This is a genomic window from Lacrimispora sp. 210928-DFI.3.58 (assembly GCF_020554865.1).
Taxonomy (GTDB): domain Bacteria; phylum Bacillota; class Clostridia; order Lachnospirales; family Lachnospiraceae; genus Enterocloster.
This window is the reverse complement of sequence record NZ_JAJCIC010000035.1, coordinates 26,243-48,016: the sequence shown is the minus strand read 5'-3', so window position 1 is coordinate 48,016 and position 21,774 is coordinate 26,243. Positions and strand designations below refer to the sequence as shown.

The following is a 21,774-nucleotide window of genomic DNA, read 5'->3' as shown; positions in this document are numbered from 1 at the left end:
AGTAAAACTGTGCTACAGCCCCGGCAGGCCATCGCGCAGCGATTTTGTTCAATCGGTATTTTCGTGATTAATATCAATCAACTCGACCTTGAAGTAATGTTTGTCCTTTTCTTCCGTGTCAGTTTCAGTTGTTACGATTGCATCAAGAATTTCATCAACGGTATACTTCTTGTCCGAAATCAACATCTCACGCATCAGCTTCGCATCAAAGTTCATTCGAGAAGCTACCGCTTCTCCTGCGTATGATGTTGTAAATACTAAAGTCCGGCAATATGCCAAACCGCAAAGTCGTCCAATACCACGGAAACCCTTGTCTACACCAATCTTTTTGTCGGAGTTTGCAATGTCACCCAACTGTGCAACGAAATCTTTTTCTCGTACACCCGTAGCATTATCTTCAATCGAAACATATCGTTTCTTTTGGTCGATGAAGATTGCAACTTCTGCTAATTCGGGAGTTACAATTCCGCTATCTATTGCCTTGTCAATCTGGTCACAGGCATTCTGCACATATTCTCTGTAGGCTACCTTTGAGTCTGAATACATACCCGTTGTCAGATTTTCAAGAATATTCTTTCCTATCTTAGCCATGTCATTTCACTTCCATCATTTTATCTGTTTATAAATTGGCTTCGGGAATTTGATGTGCAGCATAGACCTAAAGATAGGATTTTGCACAATGTATTCGCCTTGCTTTAATCTTGTCATCATTGTCTTATATACAGCCGGAACACTCTTGTAATCACTCTTTGTAACCTCGATAGAGTTTGTTCTTCCGTATGCATGAGTAGAACAGTTACCCGTTACTCTATCATGGATTGCACTTCTGAACTGTTCTGCAGCAAATAGAACCACACCTAACGAACGACCTCTTTCAGCAACATCGAGGATCTGCTGAAGAATCGGAGAGTGACGAGGTGCATCTTTAGAGGCATACTTGTTCAGCTCGTCGATAAAAATAACAATTCTGGACGGAGGTGCTACGCCCTCATCTCCGTTGTATTCACCAAGCTGCAAGTTATACAGTGTCCTAACTGCATCACCAAATACATACGCTTGCTTATCTTCAGAAAGTTTTGCGATGTCAATGACATGGACTTCGTTCTTTTTGATGTACTTCAACGAATCACCAAGTCTTGTTTCTGCCTTGCTTTCATCAACAGCTCTTGCAAAAATGGCGGTCTTGTCGTTAATCGCCTTATTTACAATACGGTAGAACTTTCGCCAGCTTGAAATAGGAATTTCCTTGTCGCTTGTTCCGCCAGCATTACATTTTTCTTTAATGGCTTCAAGGAACTCCTGCCAATCATTGACAGAGCTAAATTTACCTTGACCAGCCATAATATAATTGATGATTGCATCCATTGTCTGAGTGGTATCATCAATATTGGAGAACATCAAATCCAAGTTATTGCGATCATACTTGTAGATATACTTGAATTTCTTTGCCTTTTTCTTCTTTACATTGTCAGCTACTTCTTCCGGCTTCAAATACGTATTCCAGTATTTTTCAGTGGAATAAGGATAGTAATATGTTACATTTTGGAAAGGCTCTGCTGACAAGCCTAATTCCTCATACATAGCAAGGTTTTCTTTTCGTGCCTGTTCCGGATTATCTTCGTCGCTGTAATCATTTGGCTGGTCAATGGTTAAAAGGTCTCTGCCCTTAACATTAAACATTACAAACGCAACGGAATCTTCCTCATCCTCGCTATTCAAATATCTATCCTGGATTGCTTTCATCAAGAACATTGCATAGGATGTTTTTGCAGCAAGTCCAGAAATACCAGAGATATTCAGATGTGCGCCCTCTGGTCCGATAATAAATTTAGAGTTCAACCGTACAGGAAGCATTACCTTTTCACAGCCAGCGGTTCCTTCGTACATTTCAAGATAGCCACATACCAACGGATTACGAATATCTTTTAAGCCTAATGCGTATTCAATTTCGTTGGCTGTTGCAAGGTACACCTTTGCATTGCTTTGACACGGGATGTAGATGTTCTTGGTATTACATACAACTTTAGCTTGAACATAGTTCATGCCAACACGCAAAGTAGGACTTTCTACATCCACATCACCGAAATCACTTGAAATGTAGTTTGTTAAAAAGCTCGCTGCATCGGTAATATGAGATATATCCTCAATCATGCCGTATGAAAAAGAGCCATTAACGTGTTCGACTTTTACAATGTCAAACGGATTTAATATCAGCGTCGGATTAGTCCAAAACGCAAAATTATCAATAGTCGTAGGGGCTTTTTCTGTCGCCAACACTCGACCTATAATCTTGGAATCTGTCACAATATTTCCTCCTTAGAATAAGTGCAGAAACATTTCTGTACTCATGTATTTGCTTTTCACAAAAGATTCTGTCAAAAAAACGGGATAAAGATGGTTTGCCCATCTCTTGTCCGTACCGTAACACGTTGGAGTTCGCTCATTTATCAGCGTAGCACTCAACAAATCAATTTCATCACTGTCTATGCCGATACCATATTCCTCATCCATAAGTATCTTCTCGACCTTAATCACACCATCAAAAGGAGTTCTGGTGTGTTTCTTATCTCGGATTCTTATATACCAGACTGCAAACTGAACATCTCCTAAAAAAGCCTTGTTTTCATAGAGCGCAACTGGCGTTCTATGAAATAGAGGAAGGTCAGCGATGTAGTTTGCATTCGATTTACCAGTATGATCTAAGATGCTTTCTGGATTAAAGGATTTTGAAACGCCTATAACCCAACGATAGTTGTGCTTTATCTTTTGAAGTTCTCGTAAATCGCCCCTGCCGGTTTTCATCGGTTTGTATTCAAGAGAACCATCTTTCAGTAAATAATTATTCTGATTGATTCTGCCTGCTTTCACAAGCTCTGCAACCATTTCCTTTTCAGACTGTATCATGTAGTCTTGGATGCAAGCTATGCCGCTATCCTCGACTTTGCCTTTTCTCTTGTCTTTGGGCATTGTGTACGGAAGAATAGCAGAGAACTCAATCCCTAATCGCTTCAACTCAGCACTCTTGTTCAGCTTTACTGTTTTTGCTGCGAAGAACTCTTCATCGCCCCACCCATCTGCATTGCATACATTGGGCAATGACAATACGAGCCTTCTATAAAACTTCTCGGCGTGCATAACGCCATCTACTCGTCTGCAACACCCAACACCAACTTGTCCAGCTACAACTGGATAAACTTGCTTGTTATATGAAATATCGTCAACTTTATAGGCATGGCGTGAACCATCTAAGAAATAGCTGATAACAGGGGGACTACCTGCTAACTGTCTTGCATAGTCTCCGAGGGGGACTGGCTTTTTGTGACGTGTGGTCTCGCCAGATACTTGCCATTTCATTATTTTACTGCCATCATCGTCATAATCAAACGATGGCATTCCTATGGTATCAAACGAATATTTTTCTGTATTATAGCTTTTGCCATTCGTTTCTTTGGCTATTATCTGCATTATCTTTGCCATAATGTTACCTCCTCAATTAAGTATCATCTTCGTCAAAATCAACCTTAATTGAGTTGGCATTGCAAAAAGCACTGATTTTTTTCATAGCAGCATAGTTCGGTTTTGACTTCCCACGCTCCCAACGATTCACTGTTGAGAACGATACACCTATCTCTTTTGCAAAAGATTCTTGACTGAGATAAGCGACCTTTCGGATGTATTTAATTCCTTCTGAAAAATTCATATTCTCACCTCTATAATATGCGGTGTTTATACAATAACTCACTATAAATTATAGCGAGTTTGCTATGGAAATGCAATAGCAGAGCTATGAAATTACGAAAGAATTTACAAATTTCCACCTCTAAAGCGTCTTTTCAATAACATTATGCTGCTTGATACCCTATACCTTGCTATGTAATTGCGGTCAAAAAATCAAGTACAGACCTGACATTTTGACCGCAAATCAACCTTTATTGATACATTACTTCATCATTCGTCTGTAACGGTCTCTGCGTTCGCTCAAATGGTCTTTCATTCGTTTATGATAGTCTCTGATGGACATATCCACGGGAACCGGCTGACTGTCCGGCACATACTTGTGGTGGGGTACTCGCTCAACCTCCAATCTCATATTGTAGAAGAAGTTGCGATATCCGTCATCGGTTGCTTCTTCGATCAACATAACAGCCAGACGGAAGAAGTTTTTCTTTGCAGTCGGGTCAACTGCCAGAGCTGCGGCGTGGCAAAGTCTTGTAACGGTCAAGCCACGGTTCGGGCATCCGAAAGTGAACAGGATTTTCTTGTCATTCATACTCATCATCATTGTGTTGTCCTCCTTAGCCGTTGTCGGATTTTGCATTAAATCTATTCTGTTTTGCGTATTCACTTGCTTTCTGTCTGCGTTCCTCGCTCATCGGAGGTTGCAGACGAATGGATAATCTGGACTTTTCCAGAACATAAGAAACCCCGCCTTGCTCACAGGACTTTTCCAGTCGGCACAAGTCGGGGTACTTCTTGCTGAAATTCGCCAGTCGCTTTCGCAATCCGGCATTGTAGGTATAAATGCTTGCTGTGTTCTCGCCCTCATTGAACAGGACAATGGTTTCTTTCTCATACTTCGTTAGCTTCGCCATATTCGTCCTCCATGTCATAGGTGCTGAGTTCTGCCAGTTTCATGGTCAGCTCGGCATCGTAGTAGCTCTCCATTTCCTCTCGGAGAGTGCGGAAGAAGCACTGATACCAACGCTTCGCATCGTCCGTGTCCAGCTTGATTGCCAGTCCCAAGAAAAATTTCTGGGTCTCGTAGTCGGGAGCAATCACCGCAATCATCTGGAGACGGTCAACCGTTGCTTCGTGATTGGGGCATCCGAAAGAGTACAGAGCCTTCTTCTCAAAAATGTTCATCTTCATTGTGTTTTCCTCCTAAGATTTTGAAAAATTAAAAGCGACAGAGACTTCACAAGGAAATACCTGTCGCTTTGTTGTCGATATGAAATTGTTGGGTCAGGACTTGATATAATCACGCAGCCCATAATTGATGGGGGCTATTCTGATAATCAACCATTCAGCAATATGTGGGATGATAAAGACCACAAAGGCAACCGTCAGCATTTGGAGTGTTTCTGCTCCTGTGCCGATGCCGAACATCCATCCAGCAGCCGCTATCAGGAACAGTAGCCCTGCAAGCAGATTTAATATGACGGTCGAGAACTGCGTGAGGAAGATACCGACCCATTGTATCAGGGTGACTGCCGCAATCAGCGGCAGTACCAGCAGCTTTAAAAACATCTTTATCAGAGCCATGTTTTTCTCCTTACTCGGTATGTGGGAAGAATGGACTGTGGAAGATTTCACACATCAGCAGAACGCCCATTGTGAACCCATACTTAAACTGACACTCGTTTGTCATGTTGCCCTCGTCTGCGTAACTGTCGCAGAGCTTTTCAAGCATGGCATAATCCTCCGGGGACAACTTACCCTCAAAATAGGTCATGGTCTCGGAAATATGTGTGGCAGTCTGTCGGAACTTGTCAGACTTCGGCACGATATCCTCGCTTGCGTAAATCCCACCTTTGAACAATGCTTCTAAAATCATATATCTTCGCTCCTTTCTCAGAAGTAAATTAATTCAGCTTTGATGGTTTCTTCTGCCTGTGCCACACAAGCGTTCATCTTACGAATCCATTCAAGCTGATTTTTGGCTTTGAGCTGCTCTGTCACGCCGTAATATTCCATCAGCTTGGGAAGAATGATGTTCATCCGGTTCTTGGCAGCGGCTTCAATCTCCGCACAATGTTCGTAGAGTGTTTCAGACAGCACCATATCGGAGAAAATGACAGGGTGTGCCAGCCGCAGATACTCTCTGCGCATCCGTCCCCACTTTCCGAGACAGATACTTGGCTTTTCCAGTCTGATGTCCGGGATGTAGTAATCTCCGCACTTGATAAAATTCAGTTCCATAGTCAAGCTCCTTTCTTTTTCTGATAATTCTCCCTGCGTTTGGCAAGGGTGGCTTCATATCTGGCGATTGCTTCGGGGTCTCCAGCTTCCGCATCAGCCACCATCTTCTGGCGGCTTCTGAGCGTGGCTTCGCTCTGATACTTCCTCATTTCAGCCAGCTTCCGGGCAGCTTCTTCATCGGTCTTGGCAAGCTCAATAAGAGCTTCACGCTCTGCCTTTCTTCTTGCCGTCCTTGCTCTGGTATATTCAGCCTTGCGTTCTGCCATCATTGCGGCATATTCGGGGTCAGCCGCCATCCTTGCTTCTTCACGCTCCTTTTTACGCTGTCTGGCTTCGGCTTCCTTGGCTTTCAGAGCTTCCCATTCCTTTGCGGCGACCGGGTCAGTCTTTGCTTTTTCTTTCAGTTCGGCTCGTGTCATTTTCTTTTTTCGGCTGGCTCGTTCCATACGCTTGCGCTCGGTTTCAAGCATTTTTTCACACTTGATGCGTTCCTTTTCTTCCAACTGGCTGAGATATTCCGGGTCGGCTTCTCTGGCTTCTTTAAATTTCTGACGGCGTTTCTGATTGCGCTCTCGCTGATTGGCAAGATGCTTCTCATACTGTGCAATGGCTTCGGGGTCTCCGGCTTCCGCAGCCATTCGCAGGGCATCAAGTTTCTGCTTTCTGCGTTCCGCAGATCGTTTGCCTTTTTCCTGCTTCTTGCGCAGCTGCTCGGCTTCAATAGCGGCAATGCGTTCTTCCTCTGATATGGTTTCGACCGGCGGATAGTAGTTGCCGATGAAATTGAAATGAATATCAATGTTCTGCTGACGGTAAACCGTTCGTCCGCCTGTGGCTTCGTGAACCTCAATTCTGTCGATAAAGGCATAGAGCATGGTGTCTGTCAGTTCCTCGCAGTCTCGGTATTTCTTGACCAGGGCAATAAATCGGGAAGTGTCCACTTGCTTAATTTCGTCCTGTTGAACCAGACATTCCAATTCCTCAATACGCTTTTCAAGCACAATCTGTTCTTCGTCGTACTGCTGAATCATTCGCTGTGCCTGTCGCTCCGGCAGGAGACCGTTCAAGGCACTTTCATAGAGCTTCCTGATTTTACTGTCTAAATCTGCCATTCTCTTTTGGGCTTCGACAAGCTCCTGCTGTCCGTTGTTCGCTGTCCTCGACTGTTGCTCATTCCATACGGCTTTGAGTTGGTCGATAAACTCTGCTTCGTTTTCAAGGACATATTTGCTGACCGTCTGGATTGCCTGTAAAATGACCGCTTCCAGAACCGATGTTTTTACATAGTGGGAAACACATTCGGCTGTGGCACTACGATAGTTGCCACATTGAAAAGCAGAATCGGAATCATAGTGTTTATCACCATGTTTGGCTTCGGGACTGATAAATCCCATCCTTGCACCGCAGTCAGCACAATACACTAAGCCGGACAGACGATGAGAGTATGTTCCGTTCGCCGCTCTCGGCTTTTTCTTCATGCGGATTTTTCTGGCAATATCCCATGTATCCTGATCAATGATGGCTTCATGAGTGTCCGGGAATAGCATCAGCTCGTCCGGCGTTGCGGCTCTGCGCTGCTTCGTCTTGAAGTTCTCGCAGATGGATTTGCCCAACACGGTATGACCGAGATATTCCTGCCTGTCAAGGATATAGCCAACGGTAGTTGCGTTCCAGCGGCAGGGGTCTTTCACACTTTTGTGTCTGCAATTCTTCGGATTGTGCAGGGCGGCATACGCTGCCGGTATCAGCACTTGCTCCGCTGTCAGAATGTCCGCAATGGCTGTGGTACTGTTGCCCTGGCAAGCCGAACGGAAGATTTTCCTGACAACCTCTGCGGCAGGCTCGTCAACGATAAGGGTCTGCTTATCATCCGGCTTTCTCTTATAGCCATAAGGGATAGAACCACTGCACCTCATTCCGTCTTTCATTCTGGATTTGAATATTGCCTTGATTTTGTTGCTTGTATCCTTGGCATACCACTCGTTCATGATATTCAAAAACGGAGTGAAGTCATTGTCCTGCGGAGCGGCACTATCCACATTGTTGTTGATGGCTATGAAGCGAACGCCCTTTTTCGGAAAGAGGATTTCTGTGTAATAGCCGACTTGCAGATAATTACGACCAAAGCGGCTGAGATCCTTTACCACAAGGGTCTCAACTCGTCCGGCTTCGATTTCTTCAAGCAGGGCGGCAAAACCGGGACGATTGAAATTCGTACCAGAATAGCCGTCATCATAAAAGTGTCGGATGTTTCTCAGCCCATGCTGACGAGCATATTCTTCGAGATATTTCTTTTGGTTCTGGATGGAATTGGATTCTCCAGCCTGTTCATCATCTCTTGATAGACGCTCATACAGAGCAGTTATTTTGATTTCTTCTTTCTTTGCCACGATTTTGACCTCCCTTCTTTATGTAATTTGCGTTTGTGACACGCACCCCTTGTCTATCCTCTTACAGTTTAACCTTTCGGGTCAGTGACCACATAGGAGCTGTGCATCTGGAGAAGGTTTGGCTTCAACCAAAAGCGAGTTTTACCGGAACCCGAACCGCCGATAATCAGGACATTCTTATTTCTGGCATTGGCAGGATTCTTCGGACGATTGCTCATCATCAGCCGCTCTGTTTTTGTCAGGATCACATTGTCCTCGAATTTTGGTGCAATAAACGGCTCAATATCTTTTGCCGTTCCCCAACGAGCAGAACCGTACTCAACATTGTGCCGGTACTTCTTTGCGTTTTTGCCTTTTAGATAGACAGCCAGCCGGAGTCCTGCACCGCAGAGAATACCAATCAGCAAATCCAACGGGTGAAAGCTGGGCAGCGGATTGTTCAGGGCTATCGGAAGGGCATGAAAAAAGCTGAGGATTTTCGCAGATGAATCTGCACCCTCAGCCAATCTCCATGCTTCTCCTAAATTCGTAGCGAACAATCCTACCAGAAAATACGGTAAATTCAGAATCAGGAGCTTTTTCATTTTTCTCTTATCCATCACAGATCACGCTCCTGTTTCTTCTCTCGAACCTTCTTCGGAATCGCTGCGACAATTTCCTTGAACTTCTTCAGTTGCGCCAGAACACTCGGCTTTTCATTCTTGGTTAATGTCCTTGCTTGATGTTCCTTGCAGATTGCATCCAAGGCATCTGCATCTTTGGAACGGACAAAAACAAGAAACCGGGGAGGATCAACGGACTTATCTTTTCTTACGGCAAAGTCCACGCCGTACTTCTTGGCGAGCTTTTCAAAATCACGGATACTCTCTTTGTCGATCTCAACATTCGTAGCGCCCTGATTCTGTCCCAAAAGCTGTTTCACGGATTGCTTTCCATGAACGGCAGGGTCTCGTGCCTTTTTCATCTTCACTTTTTCCCGGTGCTGCAAATACTTGCGGATACCGGCAATGATAGTGCGCCCTGTCAGCTTGGTAGTGCTGATCGCCAGGTTTACTGTCCTGTTTTCAACTTCTTCCTGCATGATTCATCACCTCCTGCAAGCAGTAGAGTGAACAGATTATCGTGCCATATCTCTGTGGTCGTAATACAGATTGCCCTTGGCAACTGCGGCATGGCTGATAATCTTGATATTGCCAGCTTTCTGGTTATCCAGAGCCTTCTGATAACCCACATCGCTCAAATACAGACGATTTCTTTCGCCTTTCCAACCGACAGGCGATTCATCGGTCAGCACATCGAAAATAATCATGTGCTTGGTGGCTTCATCAAATCGTGCCAAGTCCATATAGGTATGTCCCTGGTACTCCTTAGCGCCATCCTGAATCCGCTTTCGCTCCATCAGCTCTCCAATCGTCGAATTTCTTTGCATAAGAACCTCCTTACAGAACATCTCGGTCAGGGTTGCTTTTGTGGAGAACCGTATCAGTTTTGACAGGTGCATCTTCTTTCTTCACCATATCATCCGGCAGGGGAAGCGCCATAATGCTGCGCCCCATGCGTACAAAAGTCTCAGGCTGATGAAAGTGTTCCTCAAACTGCTTCATCAGTTCCGGGGACAGAGAACAAAAATCCTCCTCGCCCAAACCGACCACCAGGAAATCACCGGCGATAATGTCATAAATATCGCCGTCATCATCACGCAGCGCACGGTTCAGGTCTTTGCCTACGAGTTTACCTTCATCGTGCATGAGCAGTGCAACCGGCTCATTGAACGGATAAGTTGCCTCAATATCACCACCTACGGCCTTCTGCAAATCCTCCAGCTCACAGCCGATCTGCACAGCCTGCGGATACATGAACGGCTTTACCAGCAACACATTCATGGTATCTGCCTGTTCTTTCTGAACCTCCCGTTCCTCGGTCGTGCCAAACGCAACACCGGTAAAGTTTTCGGAGTCCAGAATGTACTCCGAATTATAATAAGCGGCTCTAACCTGTTCCTCTGCTGCATCGTGAGATTCTGCTTGCACCGTAACCGTTTTCTCCAAGGTTTCTGTAATCTTCACATCGTATTCTTTCAAGTTTCGATACCTCCGTTTCTTTGGGAATAAGAAAAGCGACCATCCATGAACCTGTTACAGTTCATAAATAGTCGCATCCACATCGGCTAAAAGCTCGAACAAACAAATATCGTCCAGTTCGCAAATCAGGGAACCCATGTCGAAGAAAATATCGTCCTCGCATTCCACCGTAGTAACTACGCTGCGGTGTTCGTTAAGACAAATGGCTTCTTCCTTGTCCATCGTAATCGTGGACATACAGGACACCACATAGAATGTCATATCTTCTGCTAACCACAGCTCCTTGCACTGAATCGTGCGAACTTTTTCATCGCCGCTCATATCTTCTACATAGGACAGAAGACGCACGGCTCTGCTGTTCAGAAGTACCGTTCCCTGATAGTCGATCCCATCACCAGCAGAGGACAATACTCGATACTCGCTAACCATCTCGGCATTTTTCTGGAACGACTTTGCCAGAAGCGCAGGAGAAATATCATCGAACTCCTCACTGTAGTTTACGAGCATGTCTACCATATAATCAGGATCGCAAAGGTCGTAGAGTTCTTCCAAAGCGCCCTGAATGTTTTTGGGTGTAAACATTTTTTCACCTTACCTTTCCATAGATTTTTCTCTTTTTTTCTGCCACTGTTCCAAAAGCTGAATGATTTTATCCTCCATCTGCTTGTTGGTATAGGACTTCGGGAAGTATTTTCGCAACGAATCCGTTTTGAAAGTTACTCTGTCCAGCTCTCCCTTCTTGATTTCATTCATAATCTCGCACATCGCATCCAGCGTACACTCGCCCTCCTGTGCGAGCTTTTTAATTCGCTGTGCTTGCGAAAGGGAAGGGGCTGCTTGAGCATAATCCATTGCGGAAAGAAAGTCCTGCTGTTCTTCGCTTGCCAGATAGGAAAGCTCCACCGCAGGATTGAATTTGATCTGACCCGTATCCACCATATCCAGCAGTTCCGGAATCAGTTCGGTAAGACGGATATACCTTTGAACCTGCACACGGCTATCGCCACTTTGCTCAGCAACCTGATTCACCGCCCACGACTTCTGCCCAACTTGGGCAGAAGTTAAATCTGTCCGTTCGCCCTGATGTTTAATCGCATCCAATTTCATCTTGTAGGCAAATGCTCTTTCGCTCGGAAGAATGGTTTCTCTCTGCAAATTCGCATCGACCATCAGAATAATGGCGGCATCATCATCCAGGTCACGAACAATCGCAGGCATGGTTTCCTTACCCGCAAGCTCCGATGCCCGGTGCCGCCTGTGACCAGAAACGATTTCATAACCACCATCGGGGTCAGGACGGACAATCGCAGGAGTGAGAACTCCAAAATCTCGGACACTTTCCGCCGTTTTCATCATTTCCTCATCGTCTACCACTCGGAACGGATGTCCCTCAAAGGGGTGTAACTCAGAAAGTGGAATTTCCTGCACACGCTCCTGCTGGGCTTCAGCTCTGGATTGATCGGTGGAGAAAATATCATCGTACCCCTTCAAGCTGATGTTTGCGCCTTTTTTCTGCATTGTTTAACACCTCCTTCGTCAGAACTTTATAGGCTTCGGCAACTTTACCTTTGGGATCATGCTTGAAGATACTGGTTCCCTCAGCGCTGATTTCCTCTGCACGGACAGAACGGGGAATATCTGTCTTGTAGACTTTCAGCTTTCCACCGTAGCTCTCCCGAATCAGATTGCTGATGTCTTTGGAATAGTTGGTTCGGCTGTCCACCATCGTTAGAAGAATACCTTCGATTTTCAATTTGGGATTGATTTGCCGTTTCACTTTGCTGACGGTTTCAAGCAGCTGTTCCAGACCCTTTGCAGGAAGATACGCCGCCTGAACCGGTATCAGCACATTGTCGGCAGCTGCCAACGCATTCACGGTCAGCATACCCAAAGACGGCATACAGTCCAGAAGAATGTAATCATAGTTCTGTTTGACCGTATCCAGGTACTGACGAAGAATGGTTTCTCGGCTCATGGCATTGACCAGTGCTACTTCCATACCTGACAGTTCGATGTTGGATGGCACCAAATCAACGCCCTCCGGATGATGAAGAATCCCTTCACCGGGAGCAATGGGTTTCTCCATCATAATCTTTCCCATCAAATCGGAAAGTGTCGGAGACAAGTCATCCGGGTATGGGTTGCCAAGACTGACCGTTAGGGAAGCCTGGGGATCGGTGTCTACCAGAAGTACCTTTTTACCCTCAAGCGCCAAGCCCACGCCCAGATTCTCGGTGGTGGTGGTCTTGCCGGTTCCTCCTTTCTGATTGACCACCGCAATGATGGTTGCTTTTTTCGACATTTTTCGTCACTCTCCTTCCTCTCGTTTCATTTTCAATTTCTTAAATCCTCCTTCCAAATATCCGTGTGACATATCGTGCCGAACAAGAGCATCGTAGTAGGTGTCTATTGTCGTCGGCGCATTGTATATCGTAGTCAGCATATACTGACGGATATTTCTAATCTTTGTGGTGTTCTCTTTGAAGCAGTCCATAACATATCGAATGTGTTCGATATTCAGTTTCATAAACCGACTGCGGACAATTTCTGCCGGACGCTCCTCTGCACCAATGCGAATCAACGGTCGCTTTGTGCAAACCGTTTCAACAATCAACTCCAGAATGTTATCCAACATTTCAGAATCGTAAGGGTAATCCTTCTTCAACAAATCTATACTGAGCTGATCCGAGAAATAATCAAAGTATTCTTGATACCGGTCATTCTCGTCCATCATTCCACCATTTCCGGAAGGAAAGATAGAATCAGTATCACTAAATTCAGTATTTTTAATATCAGTATTATTACATTGTGATTTTGGAAGTTCTTGAGTTGTGATTTCCATTGTTCCAGAATTGTGATTTTCACAATTCAAGAGTTGTGAATCCACAGCAGAGATAAAGTTCTTCACATAGATCAGGTTGGGTTTTCCCAGACCCTGGCGCTTGCGTTCAATCAATCCTGCTTTCTTCTCAAGTTCACTGAGCAGCTTGATAGCCTTTTGTTCAGCACAGTTCAGAGCCATCTTCGCTTCGTCGATTGTAAAAATGATATACACTCGACCGTTTTTATCTATCCAACCATTCTTGGCAGACAGGCTCATGCGGTCAAGCAAAATGCCATACAGCATCTTGGCATCGGCAGAAATATTCCAGAACCTCTCGTTCGTGAACAACACCTTCGGAACTCGATAGAATGTGAACAGATCGGATTGCTGACCGTAAAAATAATCAAAACTCACACGGCTTCACCACCTTCTTTCTGCGGAACACTTTCTGTTGTCAGCGGAATGCTGCGGAAAGTCGTATCCGTCTTTTCGTAAGGACATCGGGCAAAATGGCAGAAGCGGCATTCCTGTTCATACGCATCCATATCAACGAAGCCCCACTTCACGCATAACCTTCTTCGTACACCAACCAATGCACGGGTGATCTCGCCCATAGGGACAGCCATCACATTCCGACTTGGGTTTCGGTGGCAAAGAGATTAAGTAGTAGCAATTATTTCTACCCAGACGGCAACCCTTTCTGCCATTCGTCCAGAAGTAGCAGTAATGGCAATCGCTCGGCTTGTCTGCGGCATAAACAGACTTGCTCAAATAAAACACCTCCAATCTCTTGTATTTTCCCATGGTTTTGGGCATAAAAAAGAGCGCCTATCCATCCCCGATGCGGGGCAAATAGATGCTCTATGTATATAACGATATTCAATTTTATCTGCTATAACAGCATGGTACTCAAAACATCCGCCTTTTTTGATTAGCTGAATTTTTGGCACGATTTTGGGGCTGATTAGCAGGAAGGGTATTTTCATTAGCAAGAACAGCCCGTTTTCTGCTAATAATTAGCTGGCAATTTTGTCTTATAACAACCGTTCGATTCTGGAGGGGTTGTCAAAAATCAAATTTTGGAGTAGAATTTTATCTCATACAGTGAATGAGCTTTTTCGCAGCTTTTTATATAAGAAAAGCCGAAAACCCTTGAAAACAAAGGCTTTCGGCGTTGTTAGCTGGCGTCCCAGAGAGGATTTGAACCTCCGACCCCACGCTTAGGAGGCGTGTGCTCTATCCAACTGAGCTACTGAGACATGGCTGGTTTTATGACTAAGCCCGAAGAAACTCGAACTTGAATCCTATATGAAGTTTTTCCAAGGTGGCCGTTGTAACGCAACCTTAGGAGGCAGTCGCTCTATCCAACTGAGCTACGGAAACACATATCAGCGGACTAGGGCGGTTCTGCCGAAGTCCGTCTTATATCATAACCTATATTGGGGAAAAAATCAAGCCTCAAATTGTACGGTTCCCTGCATCCACACCTGGCCCTTGAAGCGGCGGCCGATCTGGGGTTCGCCGAGCAGATCCTGCTTGTTGATGGCAACGGTGAAGGTCAGGTCATTGCAGTCAAGCTTCAGGCGGTAGACCTCCTCTCCTGTCAGGCGGTTCTTGGCAAGCTCCATATCCGTAATGTTGCCGATGACGGAATACTGGTCGCATTCCACGCCGCAGGGCATGAAGCAGGTCTCGATGATGGAGTAGATGTCCTCGTGGGCAATGCGCCGTGATACCATGGAGTACAGGTCAATGTCTTCGATGGTAAGGGTTTCAATGGCATCCTCGTCTCCATGCTTGGCGGCCTCCAACAGGCGTCCGCGCTTGCTGGCTTCCTGGCGTGAGTCTTCGGCCTGCTTTGGAGTCTTCTGAATGGGAAGGAGTATTTTTCCCTGTACAGCAAGGCCTGTGAGGCAGGCTCCTTTTGGAAGGACGGGCAGCTGCTTCTGGCGGCGGAGACGGTACTCCATGGAGTTTTCAATATAGAAAATGAGGGAAATGCCAACTCTGTATTCATCTAACAGCCCGGCGTAGGTCTCGCGCTCTGTGTGGCGCTGTATGGAGCACTCCGCATTGGAACTGACATCGCTGCTCTGCACATAGGGGAAATAGTATTCCCTGGTGAATGTTCCGCGTTCACTTATACGACCTACCATCACTATGCCCATTCCGGGGGCAGTCTCAGCCCGGAGTTCGTAGAGCTTGGAACCGTCCTTCTCATCAAGACAGCCGGTAGTCAGGGCCTCCTTTGCAAGGCGCCGCAGCAGCTTATCCATATCCTGTTTTTTCTGGTACATGCTAAAACCAATGGTACGGATGAATTTATGCATTCCTTCACCTTCTTTCCTGTTGATCCTGGGAAAAATCCTTCTGCCCATTATATACTACTTTATGATAGATTACCAGTATTTTTGTGAAAGAATGTATAAAATATTCATGACACTTTTCGATGGTTTTCGAGAAAGAATTGTTAATATTTAGACGATTTTTATTTATTGACTGACAAACGAAGTTATGCTAGACTGAAATCAGGCATAAGCTTTATAATTCAATATGATCGGATGATGGATTCGGGAGAGACTGCACTGGCAAGCCAGGAGGCAGCGCCGAAGGGGAAGCGAAGAACTCTCAGGTAAAAGGACCGGATACCGGACGAAACTCTGGAAAGCAAGGATGCACCGACGAAGCTAAATCTTTCAGGTATAAAGACAGAGCGCACGAACAGGTTATTTGTTCGTGCGCTTTTTCCGTGTATTTGAAAATGCTTCATAGTGCAGCCGTCAGGTATTCTGCTGTGCCTGAAAATGTAGGTAAATGTAAAAAACAAAAAGGAGGGATTAATATGGCTGGGACAGAATGTAAGACACCGCTGTACGATATGCATGTAAAGTATGGAGGGAAGATCGTTCCCTTTGCAGGCTATCTGCTTCCGGTACAGTACGGTACGGGGGTGATCGGGGAGCATATGGCAGTGAGGACAGCCTGCGGGCTTTTTGATGTTTCCCATATGGGAGAGATCATCTGCAAGGGCCCGGACGCGCTGAACAACCTGAACATGCTGCTTACCAATAATTATACCGTAATGGCGGAGGGCCAGGCGCGCTACAGCCCCATGTGCAATGAGCAGGGCGGCGTGGTGGATGACCTGATCGTCTATAAGGTCAGGGAGGACTGCTATTTTATTGTGGTAAATGCAGCCAACAAGGATAAGGATTTTGCCTGGATGAAAGCCCATCAGTTTGGAGATGTGGTGTTTGAGGATATTTCGAGCCAGGTGGCCCAGCTGGCGCTCCAGGGACCAAAGGCCATCGGGATCTTAAAGAAGCTGGTGAAGGAGGAGGATATACCGGAGAAGTATTATACCTGCAAATTCCACCGGACGATCGACGGAATGGACTGCATTATCTCCAAAACAGGCTATACAGGCGAGGACGGAGTGGAGATCTACCTGGCAGCAGAGAACGGGCCCAGGCTCTGGGAGCTGCTTCTGGAGGCAGGAAAGGAGGAAGGTCTCATTCCCTGCGGGCTGGGAGCCAGGGATACCCTGAGGCTGGAGGCTGCTATGCCTCTTTACGGACATGAGATGGACGATGCCATTTCTCCGAAGGAGGCCGGACTGGGGATCTTTGTAAAAATGGACAAGGAGGATTTTATCGGCAGGCAGGCTCTGATTGAGAAAGGGCCCCTTACCAGGAAGCGTGTGGGCTTAAAGGTAACAGGACGCGGTATTATCCGTGAGCATCAGGCAGTGTATGCAGGCGGTGAGCAGATAGGGATCACCACATCGGGAACCCATTGTCCGTATCTGGGGTATCCGGTGGCCATGGCATTGGTGGATGTGGCCTATAAGGAGCCGGGAACGGAGCTGGAGGTAGATGTAAGGGGACGGAGAGTAAAGGCAGAGGTAGTGGCGCTGCCATTTTATAAGAAAAAATAAAAAATAGTTGAGCGCCAGAGCGCGAAACTATTTGCTACGCAAACGGAGCGAAGCGAAGTTCGCGGTAATACGGGATCTAAGTGCTCATAGCGAAAAGGAACCTGGCTGCGGGGAGCAGGCGGCAGGCCGGCACGGAGCCATAGAAGGATAGTAAAAGAGTCAAATATAAGGAGGTAATAGTTATGACATTTCCAGAGGAATTAAAGTACACAAAATCACATGAGTGGGTAAAGCTGGCAGAGGACGGGACTGCCTATGTAGGCGTAAGCGATTATGCTCAGAACGCATTGGGAGATCTGGTTTTTGTAAATCTGCCGGAGGCGGGAGATGAGGTGACAGCGGGAGAGGCATTTGCGGATGTGGAGTCTGTAAAGGCTGTGTCAGATGTATATTCTCCTGTCAGCGGTACTGTGGCAGAGATCAACGAGGGGCTTTTAGATGCGCCGGAATCCATCAATGAATCCCCCTATGATGCATGGTTTGTGAAGGTGGAGGGCATCTCCGGACAGAGCGGGCTCTTAAGTGCTTCGGAATATGAGGAGTATATCAAGACTCTGGATGAATAAAGATCCGGAAAGCCGCGAGGGCAGGCTTCAAATAAGGAGCTTACGGCAGATACGGACAACAACAGCACAGAAATGAGGTGACATATATGGGTTCCTATGTACCCAACACGAAGAAAGAGCAGCAGGAAATGCTTCATGAGATCGGCTTTGAAAGCTTCGATGAGATGTTTTCCCATATACCGGGCGAGGTGAAGCTTAACAAACCGCTGGATCTTCCCTCCGGCTTAAGCGAGCAGGCAGTCATGCGCAGGATGGAGGAGATTGCAGAGAAAAATGTCGTATTTAAGCACATTTTCCGGGGAGCAGGCGCTTACAACCATTATATCCCGGCCATAGTCTCAAGTGTAGTATCCAAAGAGGAATTTGTCACAGCATACACCCCTTATCAGGCAGAGATCAGCCAGGGCATCCTCCAGTCGATCTTTGAGTATCAGACCATGATCTGCGAGCTCACCGGGATGGATGCTGCCAACGCCTCTGTGTATGATGGAGCAACGGCGGCAGCAGAGGCTGTTGCCATGTGTAAGGACAGAAAACGCAGCAGGGCCTATATTTCTGGTGCGGCAAATCCACAGGTGATCCAGGTGATAAAGACCTACTGCTTTGGCAGCAATACCGATGTGGTGGTGGTGCCGGAAAAGGATGGGGCAACGGATATAGAGGCCCTGGAGGCACTTTTAAAGGAGGATAAGCAGGCGGCCTGCTTTTATGTACAGCAGCCCAACTTCTACGGGATCATCGAGGACGGTGACAGGCTGGGAGCCGTCGTCCATGAGGCTGGAGCAAAGTATATCATGGGCTGCAATCCGCTTGCGCTGGCTGTCATGAAGACTCCGGCGGAGTACGGCGCCGACATTGCTGTGGGTGATGGGCAGCCCTTGGGAATGCCGCTGGCATTTGGCGGCCCTTATCTGGGCTTTATGGCTGCAGGCGCGGCTATGGTGAGAAAGCTGCCGGGACGCATTGTGGGAGAGACAACGGACAGCAGGGGAGGAAGGGCATTTGTCCTGACCCTTCAGGCCAGAGAGCAGCATATCCGCAGGGAGAAGGCCAGCTCCAATATCTGCTCCAACCAGGCGCTGTGTGCGCTGACAGCAGCGGCATATATGACAGCCATGGGCGCAGAGGGAATGGCAGAGGCTGCCGGACAGTGCATTTCCAAAGCCCATTATCTGCGGGATAAGCTGGCAGAGTCCGGCCTGACGGAGAAATATGCAAGGGAATTTTTCCATGAGTTTGTCACAGTGATTCCGGAAGGAACACAGGCCGACAGTGCAGCGGTCTTGAAGAAATTGGAAGATAACGGGATCTTAGGCGGACTGCCGCTGTCTGACAAAGAAATCCTGTGGTGCGCAACGGAGATGAATACAAAGGAAGAGATCGACAGGACAGCAGCGGTCATAACCGAAGTTCTCTCAGAGAAGTCCGGTAAAAAAGGAGGTGACATTGCATGAAGCTTGTATTTGAAAAGAGTTCCTCCGGAAGAGGGATGAAGCTTTTAGAGGCCTGTGATGTGCCCGGAACAGAGCTTTTGGGGATCCACAAAAGGAGCAGCTCCCCCAGGCTTCCACAGATGTCTGAAAATGAGATCAGCCGTCATTATACAGAGCTGGCAAAGGGTGCTCACGGCGTAAACGATGGATTTTATCCCCTGGGTTCCTGTACCATGAAATACAATCCCAAGGTCAATGAAAAGGCGGCGTCTCTGAAGGGATTTACAGGCATCCATCCCCTTCAGCCGGAGCATACGGTCCAGGGCGCTCTTGAGGTTCTTAAGCTGGCAGAGGAGTATCTGTGCGAGATCACAGGAATGGATGCCATGTCCTTCCAGCCGGCAGCAGGGGCTCATGGCGAATTTACAGGGCTTTTGCTCATAAAGGCATACCACACAGCCCGCAAGGACGAAAAGCGCAAAAAGATCATTGTGCCGGATTCTGCTCACGGAACGAACCCGGCCAGCGCTGCCATGTGCGGCTATGATGTGGTGAGTATCCCTTCCAGAGAGGACGGCTGTGTTGATCTGGACCAGCTGAAGGCAGCGGTAGGTGAGGACACGGCAGGCCTTATGCTGACCAATCCCAATACCGTGGGACTGTTTGATAAGAATATTTTGGAGATCACGAAGATCGTCCACCAGGCAGGGGGACTCTGCTATTATGACGGGGCAAACCTCAATGCGGTCATGGGGATCGTAAGGCCGGGAGATATGGGCTTTGATGTGATCCACCTGAACCTGCACAAGACATTTTCCACGCCCCATGGGGGCGGCGGACCGGGAAGCGGGCCTGTGGGCTGCAAGGAGTTTTTAAAGAGGTATCTGCCGGGAGCCGGGATCGAGAGGCTGGAATCGTACCATTTGACTGCCCATGAGGCTTCCATTGGAGCGGTAAAGATGTTCTATGGGAACTTCTTAGTGGTGGTGAGGGCGCTGGCCTATATCCTGACATTGGGCAGGGAAGGGATCCCGGAGGCCTCCTCCAATGCAGTGCTGAATGCAAACTACATGAAGGTAAAGCTCTCCGATATTTATAAGATGGCCTATGAAGAGACCTGCATGCACGAATTTGTCATGACTCTGGAGGGCTTAAAGCATGACATCGGCGTTTCGGCCATGGATATTGCAAAATCACTGCTGGATTACGGCATCCATCCGCCGACCATGTACTTCCCGCTGATCGTCCATGAGGCTTTGATGGTGGAGCCCACAGAGACAGAGTCCAGGGAAACATTGGATGAGGCGATCGCAGTATTTAGAAAGATTTATGAGGAAGCCCTAAAAGATCCGCAGCGGCTTCACGGGGCGCCCTATGATACGCCCATAGGCAGGCCGGACGAGGTGACTGCAGCCAGAAAGCCGGTACTGAAATATGATTTTGGAGGAGCCGTCAAGCCAAATACCCCGTAGCAAGCTACAAAGTATTTGGCTCTTGAGGCATTTGCCAAATATCCGTGCAAGCACGGCTGCTTGGCTCATTGCTTCGCAGGAATAAACGGCACTGTACCGGAAAGGATTTAAGACATCATGATTTACAAGCTGCTTTGGATCGATACGGAAAATACATATCCCTACAAAAATCTTGCCATGGAGGAGTACATGACCCTTCATGTGCCGGAGGGAACCTGCATCCTGTTTCTGTGGCAGAACCGCCATACGGTGGTGATCGGCAGGAATCAGGACTGCTGGAAAGAATGCAGGGTAAGTGCGCTGGAGGAGGATGGCGGATATCTTGTCCGCCGCCTTTCCGGAGGCGGAGCGGTATTCCATGATCTGGGGAACCTGAATTTCACCTTCATGGTAAAGAAGGAGGACTATGATGTGGACCGCCAGCTGCAGGTGATCATCGAGGCTGTGAGGATGGCCGGTATCCGGGCGGAGAAGACGGGGCGCAACGACATCACGGTAGAAGGGCGGAAATTTTCCGGAAATGCATTTTACCAGTCAGGTGATTGCTGCTACCACCATGGCACGCTGATGCTTCGGGCAGACAAGGAACAGATGTCAAAGTATCTCAACGTTTCAAAGGAAAAGCTGGCATCTAAGGGTGTCTCCTCTGTGAAATCCAGGGTGGCGAATCTCTGTGAATATAACCCGGAGCTGACAATAGAGCAGATAAAGAAAAATCTGGTTCAGGCATTTTCTGAAGTATATGGCAGGGAGGCAAAAGAGCTGAAGGAGCAGGAGCTGCCTGAGGCCGGGATCAAGATCCTCATGGAAAAATTTGAGTCCTGGGATTGGAAATACGGCCGGAAGATACCCTTTGAATATGAAATGGAGCGCAGATTCCCCTGGGGAGGCGTCCGGCTGCAGCTTCAGGTGAACGAGGGAAGGATACAGGATGTGAATGTCTTTTCCGATGCCATGGAGCAGGGAGTCATTGAGGAGCTGGCGGCAAAGCTGAAGGGATGTCCTTATATGGCGGATGCCATATGCAGCGCAGTGAAAGCAGTCCGGGGAAGCAGGGAGATAGGAGAAAAGGAAGCCCCGGAGAGCATTGTGGAACAGATGAAGACAGATATTATGAGCCTTGTAAGGGAGGCTCTGTGACGGGAGGAAAAT

25 protein-coding genes, 1 tRNA gene, 1 pseudogene and 1 riboswitch are annotated in these 21,774 nt (G+C 47.2%); of the genes and pseudogenes, 5 read left to right on the top strand and 22 right to left on the bottom strand.

The features are described 5' to 3' along the window. Nucleotides 1-48: 48 nt before the first annotated feature. From LIZ87_RS17945 to LIZ87_RS17840, 22 genes and pseudogenes are all read right to left on the bottom strand, one after another. Nucleotides 49-591, bottom strand: a complete 543-nt coding sequence (locus LIZ87_RS17945) for an ATP-binding protein (RefSeq protein WP_227148694.1) — start codon at nucleotides 589-591, stop codon at nucleotides 49-51. 15 nt (nucleotides 592-606) lie between these two features. After that, nucleotides 607-2,304, bottom strand: a complete 1,698-nt coding sequence (locus LIZ87_RS17940) for an ATP-binding protein (RefSeq protein WP_227148693.1) — start codon at nucleotides 2,302-2,304, stop codon at nucleotides 607-609. A 12-nt stretch (nucleotides 2,305-2,316) separates the two neighbouring features. Next, nucleotides 2,317-3,477 (bottom strand): hypothetical protein, encoded by a 1,161-nt coding sequence (locus LIZ87_RS17935; RefSeq protein ID WP_227148692.1) that lies wholly within the window; start codon nucleotides 3,475-3,477, stop codon nucleotides 2,317-2,319. 16 nt (nucleotides 3,478-3,493) lie between these two features. After that, nucleotides 3,494-3,700: a helix-turn-helix domain-containing protein gene (locus tag LIZ87_RS17930; RefSeq protein WP_227148691.1), complete on the bottom strand. Its 207-nt coding sequence runs from the start codon at nucleotides 3,698-3,700 to the stop codon at nucleotides 3,494-3,496. A gap of 240 nt (nucleotides 3,701-3,940) precedes the next feature. Continuing rightward, complete coding sequence (locus LIZ87_RS17925) at nucleotides 3,941-4,276, bottom strand: hypothetical protein (RefSeq protein WP_227148690.1); 336 nt, start codon at nucleotides 4,274-4,276, stop codon at nucleotides 3,941-3,943. A 19-nt stretch (nucleotides 4,277-4,295) separates the two neighbouring features. After that, nucleotides 4,296-4,592 (bottom strand): molecular chaperone, encoded by a 297-nt coding sequence (locus LIZ87_RS17920; protein ID WP_227148689.1) that lies wholly within the window; start codon nucleotides 4,590-4,592, stop codon nucleotides 4,296-4,298. Further along, the gene (locus LIZ87_RS17915) at nucleotides 4,570-4,869 is read right to left on the bottom strand and encodes a hypothetical protein (protein ID WP_227148688.1); all 300 of its coding nucleotides are present in this window, start codon (nucleotides 4,867-4,869) and stop codon (nucleotides 4,570-4,572) included. The genes LIZ87_RS17920 and LIZ87_RS17915 overlap by 23 nt, the downstream gene beginning before the upstream one ends. 93 nt (nucleotides 4,870-4,962) lie before the next feature. Continuing rightward, nucleotides 4,963-5,262, bottom strand: a complete 300-nt coding sequence (locus LIZ87_RS17910) for a CD1845 family protein (protein ID WP_227148687.1) — start codon at nucleotides 5,260-5,262, stop codon at nucleotides 4,963-4,965. Nucleotides 5,263-5,272: 10 nt separating this feature from the next. Continuing rightward, nucleotides 5,273-5,554, bottom strand: coding sequence for a DUF6809 family protein (locus LIZ87_RS17905; RefSeq protein WP_227148686.1), 282 nt, complete (start codon nucleotides 5,552-5,554; stop codon nucleotides 5,273-5,275). Nucleotides 5,555-5,571: 17 nt separating this feature from the next. Continuing rightward, nucleotides 5,572-5,919 (bottom strand): TnpV protein, encoded by a 348-nt coding sequence (locus LIZ87_RS17900; protein WP_227148685.1) that lies wholly within the window; start codon nucleotides 5,917-5,919, stop codon nucleotides 5,572-5,574. 2 nt (nucleotides 5,920-5,921) lie between these two features. Next, a complete protein-coding gene (locus LIZ87_RS17895) occupies nucleotides 5,922-8,309 on the bottom strand; it encodes a recombinase family protein (RefSeq protein WP_227148684.1) in 2,388 nt (795 codons plus the stop codon). Nucleotides 8,310-8,380: 71 nt separating this feature from the next. Continuing rightward, nucleotides 8,381-8,908, bottom strand: a pseudogene (locus tag LIZ87_RS17890) (type IV secretory system conjugative DNA transfer family protein); the annotation flags it as partial. Further along, entirely contained in the window at nucleotides 8,908-9,390 is a 483-nt protein-coding gene (locus tag LIZ87_RS17885) for a PcfB family protein (RefSeq protein WP_055179119.1), read from the bottom strand. The gene LIZ87_RS17885 and the pseudogene LIZ87_RS17890, both read right to left, overlap by 1 nt. Nucleotides 9,391-9,426: 36 nt before the next feature. Then, nucleotides 9,427-9,738, bottom strand: coding sequence for a DUF5720 family protein (locus tag LIZ87_RS17880; RefSeq protein ID WP_117416131.1), 312 nt, complete (start codon nucleotides 9,736-9,738; stop codon nucleotides 9,427-9,429). 10 nt (nucleotides 9,739-9,748) lie between these two features. After that, nucleotides 9,749-10,390 carry a DUF3846 domain-containing protein gene (locus LIZ87_RS17875; protein WP_227148682.1) on the bottom strand — a complete coding sequence of 214 codons (642 nt, stop codon included), beginning with the start codon at nucleotides 10,388-10,390 and terminating at the stop codon, nucleotides 9,749-9,751. 54 nt (nucleotides 10,391-10,444) lie between these two features. Continuing rightward, a complete protein-coding gene (locus LIZ87_RS17870; RefSeq protein ID WP_227148681.1) occupies nucleotides 10,445-10,906 on the bottom strand; it encodes a hypothetical protein in 462 nt (153 codons plus the stop codon). Between the two features lie 75 nt (nucleotides 10,907-10,981). Further along, nucleotides 10,982-11,908 carry a ParB/RepB/Spo0J family partition protein gene (locus LIZ87_RS17865; RefSeq protein ID WP_118629850.1) on the bottom strand — a complete coding sequence of 309 codons (927 nt, stop codon included), beginning with the start codon at nucleotides 11,906-11,908 and terminating at the stop codon, nucleotides 10,982-10,984. Continuing rightward, on the bottom strand, nucleotides 11,865-12,692 hold the full coding sequence (locus tag LIZ87_RS17860; protein ID WP_227148680.1) for a ParA family protein: 828 nt from the start codon (nucleotides 12,690-12,692) through the stop codon (nucleotides 11,865-11,867). The genes LIZ87_RS17865 and LIZ87_RS17860 overlap by 44 nt, the downstream gene beginning before the upstream one ends. Before the next feature lie 6 nt (nucleotides 12,693-12,698). Next, nucleotides 12,699-13,628, bottom strand: a complete 930-nt coding sequence (locus tag LIZ87_RS17855) for a DUF6017 domain-containing protein (protein ID WP_002578965.1) — start codon at nucleotides 13,626-13,628, stop codon at nucleotides 12,699-12,701. After that, nucleotides 13,625-13,828 carry a hypothetical protein gene (locus tag LIZ87_RS17850; RefSeq protein ID WP_227148679.1) on the bottom strand — a complete coding sequence of 68 codons (204 nt, stop codon included), beginning with the start codon at nucleotides 13,826-13,828 and terminating at the stop codon, nucleotides 13,625-13,627. Before LIZ87_RS17850 ends, LIZ87_RS17855 begins: the two co-directional genes overlap by 4 nt. A 568-nt stretch (nucleotides 13,829-14,396) precedes the next feature. Further along, nucleotides 14,397-14,473: transfer RNA gene (locus LIZ87_RS17845), tRNA-Arg, on the bottom strand. 192 nt (nucleotides 14,474-14,665) lie between these two features. Next, on the bottom strand, nucleotides 14,666-15,544 hold the full coding sequence (locus tag LIZ87_RS17840; protein ID WP_178314847.1) for a DUF3881 family protein: 879 nt from the start codon (nucleotides 15,542-15,544) through the stop codon (nucleotides 14,666-14,668). Nucleotides 15,545-15,775: 231 nt separating this feature from the next. Next, nucleotides 15,776-15,868: riboswitch (glycine riboswitch) on the top strand. Nucleotides 15,869-16,056: 188 nt separating this feature from the next. On the opposite strand from LIZ87_RS17840, the gene gcvT reads away from it, so the two are divergent. From gcvT to LIZ87_RS17815, 5 genes are all read left to right on the top strand, one after another. Next, the gene (gene gcvT, locus LIZ87_RS17835) at nucleotides 16,057-17,151 is read left to right on the top strand and encodes a glycine cleavage system aminomethyltransferase GcvT (RefSeq protein WP_178314845.1); all 1,095 of its coding nucleotides are present in this window, start codon (nucleotides 16,057-16,059) and stop codon (nucleotides 17,149-17,151) included. A gap of 182 nt (nucleotides 17,152-17,333) precedes the next feature. Beyond that, nucleotides 17,334-17,717: a glycine cleavage system protein GcvH gene (gene gcvH / locus LIZ87_RS17830; RefSeq protein WP_178314843.1), complete on the top strand. Its 384-nt coding sequence runs from the start codon at nucleotides 17,334-17,336 to the stop codon at nucleotides 17,715-17,717. Between the two features lie 86 nt (nucleotides 17,718-17,803). Then, nucleotides 17,804-19,171, top strand: a complete 1,368-nt coding sequence (gene gcvPA / locus LIZ87_RS17825) for an aminomethyl-transferring glycine dehydrogenase subunit GcvPA (protein WP_227148678.1) — start codon at nucleotides 17,804-17,806, stop codon at nucleotides 19,169-19,171. Continuing rightward, nucleotides 19,168-20,622: an aminomethyl-transferring glycine dehydrogenase subunit GcvPB gene (gcvPB, locus tag LIZ87_RS17820; protein WP_178313597.1), complete on the top strand. Its 1,455-nt coding sequence runs from the start codon at nucleotides 19,168-19,170 to the stop codon at nucleotides 20,620-20,622. The genes gcvPA and gcvPB overlap by 4 nt, the downstream gene beginning before the upstream one ends. Before the next feature lie 117 nt (nucleotides 20,623-20,739). Next, nucleotides 20,740-21,762 carry a lipoate--protein ligase gene (locus tag LIZ87_RS17815; protein ID WP_227148677.1) on the top strand — a complete coding sequence of 341 codons (1,023 nt, stop codon included), beginning with the start codon at nucleotides 20,740-20,742 and terminating at the stop codon, nucleotides 21,760-21,762. Nucleotides 21,763-21,774 lie beyond the last annotated feature (12 nt).

What these genes read in the sequence shown, in the direction of transcription:
- LIZ87_RS17945 (WP_227148694.1), bottom strand. Translation starts at nt 591, where the DNA reads ATGGCTAAGATAGGAAAGAATATTCTTGAAAATCTGACAACGGGTATG.
- LIZ87_RS17935 (WP_227148692.1), bottom strand. Translation starts at nt 3,477, where the DNA reads ATGGCAAAGATAATGCAGATAATAGCCAAAGAAACGAATGGCAAAAGC.
- LIZ87_RS17930 (WP_227148691.1), bottom strand. Translation starts at nt 3,700, where the DNA reads ATGAATTTTTCAGAAGGAATTAAATACATCCGAAAGGTCGCTTATCTC.
- LIZ87_RS17925 (WP_227148690.1), bottom strand. Translation starts at nt 4,276, where the DNA reads ATGAGTATGAATGACAAGAAAATCCTGTTCACTTTCGGATGCCCGAAC.
- LIZ87_RS17920 (WP_227148689.1), bottom strand. Translation starts at nt 4,592, where the DNA reads ATGGCGAAGCTAACGAAGTATGAGAAAGAAACCATTGTCCTGTTCAAT.
- LIZ87_RS17915 (WP_227148688.1), bottom strand. Translation starts at nt 4,869, where the DNA reads ATGAAGATGAACATTTTTGAGAAGAAGGCTCTGTACTCTTTCGGATGC.
- LIZ87_RS17910 (WP_227148687.1), bottom strand. Translation starts at nt 5,262, where the DNA reads ATGGCTCTGATAAAGATGTTTTTAAAGCTGCTGGTACTGCCGCTGATT.
- LIZ87_RS17905 (WP_227148686.1), bottom strand. Translation starts at nt 5,554, where the DNA reads ATGATTTTAGAAGCATTGTTCAAAGGTGGGATTTACGCAAGCGAGGAT.
- LIZ87_RS17900 (WP_227148685.1), bottom strand. Translation starts at nt 5,919, where the DNA reads ATGGAACTGAATTTTATCAAGTGCGGAGATTACTACATCCCGGACATC.
- LIZ87_RS17885 (WP_055179119.1), bottom strand. Translation starts at nt 9,390, where the DNA reads ATGCAGGAAGAAGTTGAAAACAGGACAGTAAACCTGGCGATCAGCACT.
- LIZ87_RS17880 (WP_117416131.1), bottom strand. Translation starts at nt 9,738, where the DNA reads ATGCAAAGAAATTCGACGATTGGAGAGCTGATGGAGCGAAAGCGGATT.
- LIZ87_RS17870 (WP_227148681.1), bottom strand. Translation starts at nt 10,906, where the DNA reads ATGGTAGACATGCTCGTAAACTACAGTGAGGAGTTCGATGATATTTCT.
- LIZ87_RS17865 (WP_118629850.1), bottom strand. Translation starts at nt 11,908, where the DNA reads ATGCAGAAAAAAGGCGCAAACATCAGCTTGAAGGGGTACGATGATATT.
- LIZ87_RS17860 (WP_227148680.1), bottom strand. Translation starts at nt 12,692, where the DNA reads ATGTCGAAAAAAGCAACCATCATTGCGGTGGTCAATCAGAAAGGAGGA.
- LIZ87_RS17850 (WP_227148679.1), bottom strand. Translation starts at nt 13,828, where the DNA reads ATGGGCGAGATCACCCGTGCATTGGTTGGTGTACGAAGAAGGTTATGC.
- LIZ87_RS17840 (WP_178314847.1), bottom strand. Translation starts at nt 15,544, where the DNA reads ATGCATAAATTCATCCGTACCATTGGTTTTAGCATGTACCAGAAAAAA.
- gcvT (WP_178314845.1), top strand. Translation starts at nt 16,057, where the DNA reads ATGGCTGGGACAGAATGTAAGACACCGCTGTACGATATGCATGTAAAG.
- gcvH (WP_178314843.1), top strand. Translation starts at nt 17,334, where the DNA reads ATGACATTTCCAGAGGAATTAAAGTACACAAAATCACATGAGTGGGTA.
- gcvPA (WP_227148678.1), top strand. Translation starts at nt 17,804, where the DNA reads ATGGGTTCCTATGTACCCAACACGAAGAAAGAGCAGCAGGAAATGCTT.
- gcvPB (WP_178313597.1), top strand. Translation starts at nt 19,168, where the DNA reads ATGAAGCTTGTATTTGAAAAGAGTTCCTCCGGAAGAGGGATGAAGCTT.
- LIZ87_RS17815 (WP_227148677.1), top strand. Translation starts at nt 20,740, where the DNA reads ATGATTTACAAGCTGCTTTGGATCGATACGGAAAATACATATCCCTAC.